General features: G+C 43.2%; 8 protein-coding genes and 5 tRNA genes. 8 read left to right on the top strand and 5 right to left on the bottom strand.

The features are described 5' to 3' along the window. Nucleotides 1–27 precede the first annotated feature (27 nt). From AC5YCI_RS05765 to AC5YCI_RS05730, 8 genes are all read left to right on the top strand, one after another. Nucleotides 28–837 carry a hypothetical protein gene (locus AC5YCI_RS05765; RefSeq protein ID WP_496128639.1) on the top strand — a complete coding sequence of 270 codons (810 nt, stop codon included), beginning with the start codon at nt 28–30 and terminating at the stop codon, nt 835–837. A gap of 153 nt (nt 838–990) precedes the next feature. Continuing rightward, the gene (locus tag AC5YCI_RS05760; RefSeq protein WP_496128640.1) at nt 991–2,397 is read left to right on the top strand and encodes an amino acid permease; all 1,407 of its coding nucleotides are present in this window, start codon (nt 991–993) and stop codon (nt 2,395–2,397) included. A 177-nt stretch (nt 2,398–2,574) separates the two neighbouring features. Next, nucleotides 2,575–2,650, top strand: a tRNA-Glu gene (locus tag AC5YCI_RS05755). 110 nt (nt 2,651–2,760) lie between these two features. After that, nucleotides 2,761–4,161: an amino acid permease gene (locus AC5YCI_RS05750; RefSeq protein WP_496128641.1), complete on the top strand. Its 1,401-nt coding sequence runs from the start codon at nt 2,761–2,763 to the stop codon at nt 4,159–4,161. Between the two features lie 286 nt (nt 4,162–4,447). Next, nucleotides 4,448–4,523: transfer RNA gene (locus AC5YCI_RS05745), tRNA-Glu, on the top strand. A 25-nt stretch (nt 4,524–4,548) separates the two neighbouring features. Then, nucleotides 4,549–4,624, top strand: a tRNA-Glu gene (locus tag AC5YCI_RS05740). A 49-nt stretch (nt 4,625–4,673) separates the two neighbouring features. Continuing rightward, nucleotides 4,674–4,749, top strand: a tRNA-Glu gene (locus tag AC5YCI_RS05735). Between the two features lie 38 nt (nt 4,750–4,787). Then, nucleotides 4,788–4,863 (top strand) — tRNA-Glu (locus tag AC5YCI_RS05730). Between the two features lie 109 nt (nt 4,864–4,972). Here the strand turns inward: AC5YCI_RS05730 and AC5YCI_RS05725 are convergent. The 5 genes from AC5YCI_RS05725 to AC5YCI_RS05705 are packed head-to-tail and all read right to left on the bottom strand — an operon-like array spanning nt 4,973 to nt 13,681. After that, on the bottom strand, nt 4,973–6,565 hold the full coding sequence (locus AC5YCI_RS05725; RefSeq protein WP_496128642.1) for an ABC transporter ATP-binding protein: 1,593 nt from the start codon (nt 6,563–6,565) through the stop codon (nt 4,973–4,975). Next, nucleotides 6,540–7,553, bottom strand: a complete 1,014-nt coding sequence (locus AC5YCI_RS05720; protein WP_496128643.1) for an ABC transporter permease — start codon at nt 7,551–7,553, stop codon at nt 6,540–6,542. Before AC5YCI_RS05720 ends, AC5YCI_RS05725 begins: the two co-directional genes overlap by 26 nt. Beyond that, nucleotides 7,553–8,617, bottom strand: coding sequence for a microcin C ABC transporter permease YejB (locus AC5YCI_RS05715; protein WP_496128644.1), 1,065 nt, complete (start codon nt 8,615–8,617; stop codon nt 7,553–7,555). Before AC5YCI_RS05715 ends, AC5YCI_RS05720 begins: the two co-directional genes overlap by 1 nt. Before the next feature lie 18 nt (nt 8,618–8,635). Continuing rightward, on the bottom strand, nt 8,636–10,453 hold the full coding sequence (locus AC5YCI_RS05710; protein WP_496128645.1) for an extracellular solute-binding protein: 1,818 nt from the start codon (nt 10,451–10,453) through the stop codon (nt 8,636–8,638). Nucleotides 10,454–10,462: 9 nt separating this feature from the next. After that, nucleotides 10,463–13,681, bottom strand: a complete 3,219-nt coding sequence (locus AC5YCI_RS05705; RefSeq protein WP_496128646.1) for a lytic transglycosylase — start codon at nt 13,679–13,681, stop codon at nt 10,463–10,465. Nucleotides 13,682–13,854: the final 173 nt, after the last annotated feature.

The raw sequence follows: 13,854 nt of genomic DNA, 5'->3' as shown, positions 1-13,854 counted from the left end.
GCTCTATTTAGATTTAGGAACAAGATGATGCCGAATATAATAACTATGGTGTTGGCGATTATTGCCGTGTTAGGTATTATTTTTTTGAGTTTTCAACAACAAGAAGCCCCTGAAAGCCTACTAAAACCAGATATTCAACACGTTGAACACACCTTAACATCCGAACCACAGGTTACAACGACACTCCCTGCATCCGCTCAATCCACACCCCAAGCTTCAAAAATTTCTACCACTGCATCAATCTATTACAAACAAGCAGCAGAACATGGTTATGAAAGTTTAATCCCCTTCTTTGAACGTGGCGCAATTGCCAATAGCGATATGAGCCACAAAGAAAAACAAAAAATCTGTGAACTCACTTTAACTAGGGTACGCGTGGCTGAACTGAAACGCTTAGAACACACCGAATGCCAAGTGCAAAATGGCAAAATCAGCTTTATGTCAGTGAACGCCAGCTTAAAAACGCCAGATGGAAAAATTGATCAAGCAGCGATGATTGAGAAACTCGCCTATTTGCAAGAGCGACAGCAACTGCAAACCGATATGAGCTATACCATTGCAGGCTTAGAATATAAAGAACCAAATTCACTGTATAGTAAAGTGGTTGGTTTTGATTTAGATCAGGTTTTTGATTATTTACTCAGTATTGATGCACCACTGCCACAATATAATCTACTGCACGACCATTTACGTGGGCACAACCCTAATCTGAATATGATTAAAAAGTTGCAACAGCTCGGCTATACCGCAGATCACGCGAGTCTTAAAATTATTAATGACGCCACATATCAGCAAAAACATCCTGAAATTTATCAATATTTAAGTCATTCAAACTGATAGATTGCCATGCCTGCTATAGACTTAATTTTAGCGTTTCAATTTTGATAAAAAAACACCATTTACGCAAATATTTAGTCACAAAAAATCAATTAACGCAAATTTAAGACTTTTATAGAGCTAAAATATACGCCTTTAGTCTCAATTTTTATCATGCATGCTACTAAACACTCTGCCCCAAGTTTGAAAAGGGCAATGACCTCTCGTCATCTTATTATGCTGTCCTTAGGGGGTGCTATTGGTACGGGTCTATTTATGGGCTCAGGTCAAGTCATTTCACAAGCCGGCCCTTTAGGGGCAGTCCTTGCCTATATGATCGGTGGTTTAATTGCCTATATGGTGATGCTCTGTTTGGGTGAATTGGCAGTCCATTTACCTGTTTCAGGCTCATTTGCTGCATTTGCCGCGCAATATATTGGCCCTGGTACCGGTTATATGGTGGCATGGATGTATTGGCTAGGTTGGTCAGCCACCTTAGGGACTGAATTTACCGCTGCGGCCATCTTAGTTCAAGAATGGTTTCCACAAACTTCCATTTGGTTATGGACTTTAATTTTTGCCAGTGGCGTCTTAATTTCAAATTTAAGCTCAACCCGTGCCTTTGCCGAATCTGAGTTTTGGCTGTCGTTTATTAAAGTTGCCACAGTTTTAGTGTTTATTTTATTGGGCTTTAGCTGCATTTTTGGCATTGTACCTTTCCAAGGTTATACATCTGCGCCCATGTTTCATCATTTAACCGAACACGGTTGGCTACCCAACGGCTTAATTCCACTGTTTACTACGCTCTTAATTGTTAACTTTGCCTTTAACGGTACGGAAATGATCGGTATTGCGGCAGGTGAAACAGAAGATCCAGAAAAAAATATTCCTAAAGCCATTCATGCTGCAGTGTGGCGACTGATTATTTTCTTTGTTGGTACCATTATTGTGATTAGCTCTTTGCTTAGCTATAGCGATGCTGGTTTAAATATCGGTGGGCATGGCGGCTTAAGTAGCAGCCCCTTTGTATCGGTCTTTAATTTAATCGGCATTCCTTATGCTGAGGATATGATCCGTTTTGTAATTATTACTGCCCTTTTATCTACTGCAAACTCAGGACTTTATGCAGCTTCACGCATGATGTGGGCTTTGTCTGCCAAAAAACAATTGCCACGCATCTTTAGCAAATTGAGTCGATCTGGCGTGCCTTATGTGGCCGTTTTAGTCACCATGATTGGTGGTTTGCCGGGTTTACTGTCTGAACAATTTGGTGCGGATGTCATTTTTAAAAATCTGATGGGAGTTGCTGCCTTTACCATGGTGATTGTGTGGATGAGTATTTGCTGGAGTCAGTTTAATTTCCGTCGCCAATGGCTCAAACAAGGCCATACTTTAGCCGAGCTCAAATTCCGTACACCGCTTTATCCTCTAGTTCCTATTTTAGGTTTTATATGCTGTAGCGCAACGGGTTTAAGTATGGCGGCTGACCCTGAAATGTGGTCTGGCTTTATTGGCTGCTTGTTATTTATGGCTGCTTGTTATGCGGCTTATTATGCTTTTTACCATAGAAAAGACCACTAAATAAAAGGCATTAGGGTGCTTTTTATTTCAGTTATGTTTGAACTAGTTGATTGAAAATACATCACTTTTTAAAAAATATGCTATTTTTTAGGCAGTTAAACTTTAAATTAAACTTTATCTTTGATTTAAGTTTGACAGCCTTTAAAAAAATCCATAATATAGCCATCACCTCGCAACGTCCCTATCGTCTAGAGGCCTAGGACATCGCCCTTTCACGGCGGTAACCGGGGTTCGAATCCCCGTAGGGACGCCATCTATCACGCTCGTGATTTATAAATAAAAGTTTTCTTATTCATTATTTTATTGCAGATTTGCAGTTTTACACTACAATAGCCCGTTCCTATTCTTTTTTATTTTTCTGTTATGCAGCCATCTATGCAGCAGGGCAATTCTGCGCCTTTAAAACGCGCTATGAGTACCCGTCATTTGGTCATGATCTCACTCGGTGGTGCGATCGGGACCGGCCTATTTTTAGGCTCGGGTGAAGTCATTGCACAAACTGGACCGATTGGTGCCATTCTCTCCTATTTTCTTGGTGGTATTATCGCCTATATGGTGATGCTATGTCTGGGTGAACTCGCTGTACACATGCCAGTGTCAGGCTCATTTGGGGCTTATGCCAAACAATATATTGGCCCCGGTACAGGCTATACGATCACTTGGCTTTATTGGCTAACTTGGTCAGTCACTCTTGGAACCGAATTCACAGCAGCTGCACTCTTAATGCAGGAGTGGTTCCCTGACAGTTCTATGTGGATGTGGACCTTATTCTTTGGGGCATTCGTATTTAGCTTAAATATGATTTCCACCAAATGGTTCGCAGAATCAGAATTTTGGTTAGCTTTAATCAAAGTTGTTACCGTGGTTGCATTCATTTTGCTGGGTTTATTGGCAATTTTTGGGTTTATTGGCTATCAAGGTCAAGAAACTGCGCCATTATTCACCAACTTGACTGCACAAGGTTGGTTCCCTGAAGGTTTATTCCCTATTTTTGCCACTATGCTGATTGTGAACTTTGCCTTTTCAGGTACAGAGCTCATTGGGGTTGCTGCTGGTGAAACCAAAGATCCTGCGAAAAATGTACCTAAAGCGATTAATACCGCGATCTTCCGTTTATTGATCTTCTTTGTGGGTACAATTATTGTTGTGACTTGTCTTTTGCCACATCAAGATGCGGGTCTTGGCGGTGATGGCATCAGTAGCTCACCATTCGTTGCCGTGTTCCAGCACATTGGTATTCCATACGCTGAAGATGTGATTCGTTTTGTCATTATTACCGCACTTCTGTCTGCAGCAAACTCAGGTTTATTTGCAGCATCACGCATGATGTGGTCATTGTCTTATAACAAACAACTGCCTGCGGTGTTCTCTAAAGTGAATAAACGCGGTATTCCCTATGTTGCTGTTTGTGTCACGATGATTGGTGGTATGCCGGGTCTATTGTCTGAACAGTTTGCACCTGAAACCATTTTTACCAACTTACTGGGTATTGCCGCATTTACCATGGTGGTGGTGTGGATGAGCATTTGCTTAAGCCAATTTAACTTCCGTCGTCAGTGGTATAAACAAGGTCGTAAGAAAGAAGAACTTGGCTTTGCTGCACCATTGTTCCCAATCGTGCCTATTTTGGGCTTTGTGTTCTGTTTCATCACGTGTATGAGTATGGTGTTTGATCCAACCTTACAAGTCAGCTTTGTACTGTGTCTGCTTTTTATTGCGGCATGTTATGCAAGTTACTATGCGTTTTATCATAATAAATCTTAATTTTAATTAAGATGCAAAAAGAGCAACTTCGGTTGCTCTTTTTTATGTGCTGAAAAAAATAGACACCACGCCGAACAGATCGCTTAGAAAAACCACAATCAAATATTTCAGCATTTTTAATTTAAAAATTTAATTTTGATAAAAATAGCTATTTTTGTATTATTTTTCAGCAAAAATAACAGATTCGTTTTATTTTTATACGAACAACAATAAAATACCTAAATAAGTGCAAAAAAGCGTTTGACACACCCCCGTTCTCACCCTATTATACGCCCACCTCTGAAACGTCCCTATCGTCTAGAGGCCTAGGACATCGCCCTTTCACGGCGGTAACCGGGGTTCGAATCCCCGTAGGGACGCCAATTTCAGAAGTAACTATTTTATTCAGTCCCTATCGTCTAGAGGCCTAGGACATCGCCCTTTCACGGCGGTAACCGGGGTTCGAATCCCCGTAGGGACGCCATAAAATTCTTTGAGAATCAAATGGTTTAAAATAGCTTACTTCACACGACGTCCCTATCGTCTAGAGGCCTAGGACATCGCCCTTTCACGGCGGTAACCGGGGTTCGAATCCCCGTAGGGACGCCATCTAATGATTTAGATGCTGAAATTGAAATGCTTTATCTGTCCCTATCGTCTAGAGGCCTAGGACATCGCCCTTTCACGGCGGTAACCGGGGTTCGAATCCCCGTAGGGACGCCATATTCGAGCGTCAAGCTCTAAAAAAAGCCCAAGCATTTAAGACTTGGGCTTTTTTTATGTCTATACAATTTAGATTCATCACTTACTTTTTAAATGATGAATCTAGGTTTTAATTTAGCGTATGAGCATATTGACTGGCTTGAATCAAGGCTTGGCTATAAGCCGTTTGTGGTTTGTGAAATAAGTCCTCAGTGTTTTGCAGTTCCATGACTTTGGCATGTTGCAAAACCAAGACTTGCTGACACAGCGCACGTACCACATGCAAGTCATGACTAATAAACAGATAACTCATGCCATATTCTGCTTGTAAGCGGCGTAGAAGCGCCACAATGGCGCGCTGTGTGCTTCGATCCAAGGCTGAAGTGGGTTCATCCAAAATCATGAGTTTAGGCTGTAGCACTAAAGCGCGTGCCAATGACACGCGCTGGCGTTGACCACCTGAGAGTTCATGTGGATAACGTAATTTAAATTCAACGGGTAATTCAACGTCTATTAAGGCTTGTTCTATACGCTGCTCAACCTCTACTTGAGTTAAGTTTTGCAGCAATAAACCCTCACCCACAATTTGCCCAATATTTAAACGCGGATTTAAACTACTCAATGGATCTTGAAATACCATTTGCATATTAGAGCGTAAAGGGCGTAATTGTTTTTCGTTATAGGCATTTAAATCCTGTCCAAGTAATACGATCTTACCCTCGCTTGGAATTAAACGCGCGATGGCAAGGGCCAGCGAGCTTTTGCCAGAACCACTTTCGCCTACAATCCCTAAAGAGATACCTTGTTGTAACTGTAAATCTAAAGGCTCAACCGCAACCACATAGTCTTTGACACGATTAAGCAAACCTTGCTTAATGGGAAACTTTACCGCTACGTGTTGCAAGTCAAGTAAAGTCTGTTCTGCATCAAGTTGTAGCGCTTGCCCAAAATCGTGATTGAGTAAGTTTTGGGTATAGGCATGTTTAGGTTGGTTAAAAATCTCATTGACCAAGCCTTGCTCCACCACCTGACCCTGTTGCATCACCACCACTTGCTGGGCATAACGGCGTACTAAATTTAAATCATGGCTAATTAAGATCATCGCCATTTGGCGCTTTTGTTGCAAATGCTGCAATAAATCTAGAATTTGTGCTTGTAAGGTCACATCGAGCGCTGTGGTCGGTTCATCGGCAATTAAAATCTCAGGATCTTGCGCTAAGGCCATAGCAATCATGACACGTTGCCGTTGTCCGCCTGAGAGCTCGTAGGGATAACGTCTGAGCTTATCTTCGGGCTGTGGGATACCCACATCATGCAGCAGCGTAATGACGCGCTGACGCGTCTGTGTGGCGCTTAAACCTTGTAGTCTTAAACTCTCACCAATGATTTTTTCTACCCGATGCAAAGGATTAAGTGCAGTCATAGGCTCTTGGAAGATCATGGCAATTTTTTTACCACGAATGGCACGTAAGTGTGAGGCGCTTAATCCAAGTAAATCTTGCCCTTGAAACAGCGCCTGACCAGAGATGCTTAAGGTACTGGGTAACAAGCCCAATAGTGCCAAACTACTGATGGATTTACCCGAACCACTTTCACCTACAATCGCCAGCGTTTGCCCGCATGCAAGCTGAAAGTTTAAGTCTTGCACTAAAGTTTGCGTGGCGGTTTTAATCTGTAGGCCACGTACATCAAGTAAATTATTGACGTCTTGGGTCGAATGCATCGCGGGTCGCCTCGCCAATATAAATCAGTAGAGATAGCACAATCGCTAAAGTAAAGAAGCCAGATAGCGCGAGCCAAGGCGCATGCAGGTTGTTTTTACCTTGTAATAATAGCTCGCCTAATGAGGCTGCATCTGGGGGTAAGCCATAACCTAAAAAATCCAGTGCCGTGAGTGCCGTAATATTGGCAGTGAGCATAAATGGCAACTGCGATAAACTGGAGCTCATGGCATTGGGCAAAATATGCCGCAGCATAATGGTGTGATCAGAGACGCCTAAACTGCGTGCGGCACGCACATAGTCTAAATGCCGTGCGCGTAAAAATTCAGCGCGCACTAAACCCACCAAAGTTGGCCAGCCAAATAGCAACATAATTAAAAATAGCCAATACACATTGGGAGTAAACAGACTCACTAAGATCATCACCATAAACAGCATCGGTAAGCCGCCCCAGACTTCTAAGATACGCTGCCCGATGAGATCGACCCAACCGCCATAATAGCCTTGTATCGCACCCACCAAAATACCAAGGGCCGCCGAAGCCAAAGTTAAGGCAAAACCAAATAACAGTGACACACGTAAGCCATATAAAATTCGTGCCAGCACATCACGGCCTTGGTCATCTGTACCTAACCAATTGTCTGCTGTGGGCTTAGATGGCACTGGAACGCTTAAATCTAAATTGGGTGTTTGATAGGAGTATTCAATTAACGGCCAGACTGCCCAGCCATGGTCGGTAATTAAAGCCTGTACCGCAGGGTCTTTATAATCGGCTTCGGTTTCAAACACCCCGCCAAAGGTGGTTTCGGGATAAGTTTTTAAAACCGGGACATAGAATTGCTGCTGATATTTCACCAATAAGGGTTTGTCATTGGCAATCAGCTCTGCACCAAGAGACAAGATAAAAATAATGCTAAACACAATAAAGCAGCCAAAACCTAATGTATTGGCTTTAAAACGTTGTAACCGTGCTTGCATGATGGGTGACATTATTTGCTCCCTCGTGCATCAAAATTAATCCGTGGATCAATCACTTGATACAGCACATCACTGAGTAAGCGCAGCAATAAGCCCAATAAGGTAAATAAAAATAGCGTACCAAAAATCACGGGATAATCACGTTGTACAATGGCTTCAAACCCGAGTAAGCCTAAACCATCTAAATTAAAAATAATTTCAATAAATAAATTACCCACAAAGAAAATACCTACCAAAGCTTCGGGCAAACCTGCAATCACAATCAGCATGGCATTACGAAATACATGCCCATACAGCACGCGTGATTCGCTTAAGCCTTTGGCACGCGCTGCCAATACGTATTGTTTAGACAGTTCTTCCATAAAAGAATATTTGGTCAGATAAGTTAAACCAGCAAAACCACCTATCACCATAGCCAATAACGGCAAGCTCATATGCCAAAAATAGTCTTTGATTTTGCCCAATATACTGAGCTCGCTAAAGTTTTCTGATACCAAGCCTTGTAACGGAAACCATTGTAAATAGCTGCCACCAGCAAAAAAAACAATGAGTAAAATCGCAAAGACAAAGGCTGGAATCGCATAACCAATGGCAAGCAGCATAGACGTCGATTGATCAAAAATACTGCCATGTTGACGGGCTTTTTTAATCCCCAGTGGAATAGAGATTAAATAAATGAGTAAGGTGCTCCACAGACCCAATGACAAAGACACCGGCATTTTTTCCCACAACAAAGTGGTTACAGGTTTGTCTTTAAAAAAGCTAGTGCCAAAATCAAAACTGAGATAGCTTTTGAGCATTAGCAAAAAGCGTTCATGCATGGGTCGATCAAAGCCATATTGCGCTTCAATTTTTGCCACCATTTCATCGCTTAAACCTTTTGCACCTTGATAAGCGGTGTTGGTTGCTGCGGTTTCGCCGCTGGTTTGCCCCATCCCAGCAAAACTTTCTGCCTGTTGAATGGCTTGCTCAACTGGCCCACCCGGTGCAATTTGAATCACCACAAAATTGAGCAGCAAAATAAAAAATAAGGTGGGAATGATCAACAGCAGTCGCTTTAAAATATAAGTGCCCATTTCACTCCTAGCTGTTTATTATTTCTGACCTAAATATTGGCGTACTTTAGCGGCTTGTTGGGCATCGCTCCACCAATAATCAATGCCGGTCGATAATTTTGGTTTTTGTTTGGGTTGTTGATACATATTCCAATAAGCTAGCCAATTTTCGCCTTTACCATAAGTCGGAATTTGGTAAAAACCTGCCCGCAATAAACGATCCAGCACTTTAGTGCGTAACACCAATTGCTCACGATTTGGCGCACGAATCAGCTGTTGAATGGCATCATCAATCACCGGATTTTTAATGCCTGCATAATTGTAATTGCCCGGCTCATCAGCGGCTTTGGAGCTCCAAAACTGGGCTTGTTCATTGCCCGGATTTAAAGACTGCGGCAACACATTGGTGGTCATATCAAAATCGCTACGCCGCATACGCTCAATATATTGCGGTACATCAACATGCCGAATATTGACTTGAATACCCAAACGTTTGAGGTTGCGTACAAACGGCATTAAGGTACGCTGTAAACCATCTTGATGAATTAAAAATTCTAAGACAATCGGCTGACCTTTGGGGTCATGCAATTTGCCATTTTGGAAACGATAACCGGCTTTGAGTAATAAGCTACGCGCGGTGAGTAAATTATTGCGGTTAAAACCACTGGCATCTGAAACCGAATAACGCCAATTGGCAAGCACCCCTTGGCGCTGAATTGGATGCAGCTTGCTTAAATAGGGTTTTAAAATCGCAAGCTCTGCCTGACTTGGCGTGCCTTTGGCTTCAAGTTCACTATTGCTAAAATAGCTTTGTAGTCGTTGATATTGCCCATAAAACAAGGCTTTATTTTGCCATTCAAAGTCATAGGCATAGCTTAGCGCTTGGCGGAAACGAATATCTTGCATGGCTTTACGGCGGGTATTAAACACAAAGCTTTGCGTTGCAATTGGGTTTTGATGCTGGAAGCGATATTTGACCACCATGCCTTGCTTGATGGCAGGAAAATTATATTCCGTGACCCATTTACGTGCAGTATATTCTTCATGCAAGGTATATTGACCGGATTTAAAGCCTTCAAACGCCACATCTAAGTTGCGGTAATACACGTATTTAATTCGGTCAAAATTATAACGACCTTGATTGACCGCTAAATCTTTGCCCCAATAATTGGGGTTGCGTTTATAACTGATACTGCGTCCCGCATCAATTTTTTCAATCACATACGGCCCAGAGCCTAACATTGGTTGCATGGTAATGCGGCTAAAATCGCGCTTTTGCCAATCTTTGGCGGCATAAATGGGCATTTGCGCCAAAATTAGCGGCATTTCACTGTTATGTTTAGATTTTAAATGCATACGCACTTGATGGCGTCCCAACACCTCAACCCGTGCCAAATCTGACAAATACATCTGTAAACCAGGATTAGATTTGGTTAAATAGGCATCAAAGGTAAATTTTACATCATGTGCGGTGAGTGCGGAGCCATCACTAAACTTGGCTTTAGGATTTAAATCAAAAGTGACGGTAGTTAAGTTTTTCGGATCAAAACTGACCCGTTCCGCAAGTAACGGATACATCACCCCCGGTTCATCTAAGGATGAACTCATCAGGCTATCAAATAAATAATTGACCCCATCTGCCGCACTGCCCTTACCATTCATACTATTGAGATTATCAAAAGTGCCATTGGCGGCTGTCGTTAAGTAGCCGCCTTTAGGTGCATGAGGATTGGCATAGGGCATGGCACTACGCCCGCTATATTGCGGCTGACCATGCAGCGCAATATAAGGCGTCGTTTGCATGGCAGCCTGCAAGGGAGCTGCCACAACCAAAGCCACATAAGCCAACCAGCGCATCGCTATGCCTTAGAGATTTGGAACTTGAATGACTTGACCAATACGCAGCTGCGCATTTGGGGTCAGATTATTCAACTCAGCCAAAGCAGTTTGATCTAAGCCATAACGCCCTGCTAAACCAATTAAGGTATCCCCGCTTTTGACACGGTAATCACTGAATTTTTTCGGAATGTGAATGCTTTGCCCCACACGTAAACTCGCATTGCTGCTCAAATTATTTAAGCTGGCCAACTCGGAAACCGAGATACCTAAACGATTGGCAATAGCATATAGTGATTCACCTGCTTTGACCGTATGAGTTTCAGTATTGGTGCTTTTAATCACGGTTTTAGTGGCTATTGGCGTTGCCACTTGATCAGCTTTGCTGTCTCGCGCTTCAATCTCACCATCGAGTTTTAAACGCTGCCCGACCCGCACACTACTACTGGTTAAATTATTGAGCTGCATTAAGTAGCTGACTTGCAGATGATATTTGGCAGCAATACTACTCAGGTTATCGCCCGATTGGACCACATAGACCTCAGGCATTTTCACTGTGGTGGCGGTTTTATTGGCTATCGTTGTTTTGCTTGTGTTTTCAACTTTGGCTGGTGCTTCACCGGTCAATCGCAAACGCTGGCCTGCGCGTAAACCGTTACTGCGCTGAATAGCATTAAGATTGGCAATATAGTCCACGGTTAAATTATAACGACTCGCGATGCCACTTAAAGTATCGCCTGATTGCACGGTGTAACTTTCAGGCAGTGTATAGCCTGCAGGCACTGTTAAACTTTGGCCTGCACGTAAACTCGCATTCGTACTGAGCTGATTTAAGGCCGCCAATTCAGTCACAGAAATTTTGGCTTGCTGGGCAATACTGTATAAGCTGTCGCCACGTTGCACGCTATAAGACTCAACGTTGTAACTTGGCTCAAACTTAGCCTCTTTAACAGTTTCTTGAACAGCCTGATTTTCTTCTTTGACTGCTGTGGCAACAGCATTGACTGGCACATTAATTTTTTGTCCCGCCATCAAATTACTGCTTGCGCTTAAACCTGGGGTTAAATCTGCCAAGGCCTGATTACTCAAACCATAACGCGCTGCCAATACGCCTAGATACTCACCACGCTGTACAGTATACGTTTTGGTTTTTATACTACTTTTGCTCGAAGCAGTTTTTTCTCCTTCAAGCTTGGCTTTACTTGATGTATTTAGTTTAAGCTGCAATTTTTGACCAGTATAAATACCACTGGTCACGCTTAAATTATTGTAATCTGCTAACTCTTTTAGACTCAAACCATATTCATTGGCAATGCCAGTTAAAGTATCGTTGGCACGTACCGTATAGCTATTGGGTACAGTTTTTGGTTGAGGTTTTTCCAGTACAGGTGATTGTGGTTTAGCATCGTATAAATAAATGGTGGTTCCCACATATAACACGGCGTTGTCAGCAATTTGGTTCCATTTTGCCACATCACGCCAGTTGACCCCATGTTTCATGGCAATCATTTGCAGGTTGTCCCCTGGCATCACCACATAAGTCGAACGTTTACCTTTTGGTGCCACAACAACCACATCAGACTCGGTTTTAATGATGGTCTTGCCTTGGTTTAACTGTGCTTCCACAGAACTTGGACCGGTATTTTCGGCCACCCCTTTTGGATAAGAGAAACCTTTGGTCAGCTCTTGACCACTTTGTTCAGCAATGGATTGACTGGTTTGTAAAGCGGTGAGCTTAATTTTACCATCCACTGGATCAACAATTTCGGTGCCTTGTGGCGCCAGTTGTTTGAGCTCAGCCACCACTTGGGCTTGTTCAGCTTGTGAGGCAACAGGTTTTAACACCTCATCCACAGTTTTATTGTCACCCTCAGCGCGTACTGCCGCTAAGATTTGTTCACGCTCTTGCGAACTAATCGCAGGTTCGGTACGCACTGGCTGCACATTGGCAGCAGGAGTCACCGCTACAGGAATACGCGGTGCACTTGGAATATCCGTATTGGCAGCAAACGCAGCTAAAGCAGCCGAGCCTTGAGGCGTGGTGGTGCGTGTTGTGCTTGCTGTTGTCGTGCTTGGGGTCGATGTTACTGCGGTACTGGTCGGTTTTTGTGTATTGGCTAAAACCGGTGGTTGTGTTGTCTTGGTAGGTGTCACAGCCTTAAATGAACCACTTGGTGCTTTAGCTTGTGTGCTTGCCAACATACTACCGCTATGCAGGGTTTTTAAACGTGCATCAATTGTGGGACTCAGATCAGCTGGAATTAAAATTCGCATTGGGCTGCTGGCATCAATATGTTCACCACGATGGCCTGGGTTAAGTTGATATAACTCAGCACGGCTAAGGCCAGTAATACGGGCAATATCATTGAGTGCCACTGGGCCAACCTGAATTTCTCTAAAGTGCGGACGGTTAGCAATTGGCGGCAAGGTCACATTATAGGCACTTGGATTTTTAATAATTTGTGCCACCGCAATAAAGCGCGGTACGTAATACATGGTTTCTTGCGGTAATTTCAGTGACCAATAATCGGTAGGTAAACCTGCAGCCTTGTTACGGTTAATGGCTTGTTGAATACGACCTGGGCCTGCATTATATGAAGCCAGTGCCAATTCCCATGAACCAAACTGGTTATATAAACTCCCTAAAAACTCGTATGCTGCGCGGGTGGATTCCACCACATCACGACGACCATCATATTGACTGGTTTGTTTTAAACCATAAATCTTACCGGTACTTGGAATAAACTGCCACAGCCCTGCTGCTGCTGCCGAACTGGTGGCTGCTGGGTCATATGAACTTTCAATAATAGGTAATAAAGCCAGTTCTGTAGGTAAACCACGGCGCTCCGCTTCCTTAACCGTATGGTACAAATAGCGTGAGGCACGGGCGCTTAATCGATCAATATAAGGTTGACGCGAAATAAACCAACCACGCTGAGCATTAATGCGTGCATCGCTTCGGCTTAAATCCATTTTAAAACCGACCAGCATACGCTTCCAGACGTCGCCATGCTTTAATACCAACAAGCGGTCGCCTTCTACAGCACGCATATCGGTTGCCGAGAGTAAGTCTTCTAAGCCATCCATGCCTGTGGCACCGAGCATCTGTGATTGTTGTGCTTTAGTGGATGATGCTGAAGGTGCGGACGAACAACCGCTGATTCCTAATGCAACCAACGCTGAACCCAATACGGTCAGTTTAAAAAAAGGTCCTTTTGACTGCCACAGCTGCGTGGTTGCTTTATACATAAACAGAATCCAAAACTACGACTAAAATTATTGTTGAGAGTGGTCATTGTAGAGGAGCATGCCCCAGACTCAAGCGGATAATTTAGCGCGATTTGAGGATTAATGTTACAAGAATTTAAAAAAACTCCGCTTAAATGTATGCAAGCACAACACGCTCTGACTTTTCGGTTTAC

This window comes from Acinetobacter sp. CY17 (assembly GCF_059515825.1).
This window is presented reverse-complemented; position numbering and strand designations above follow the sequence as displayed.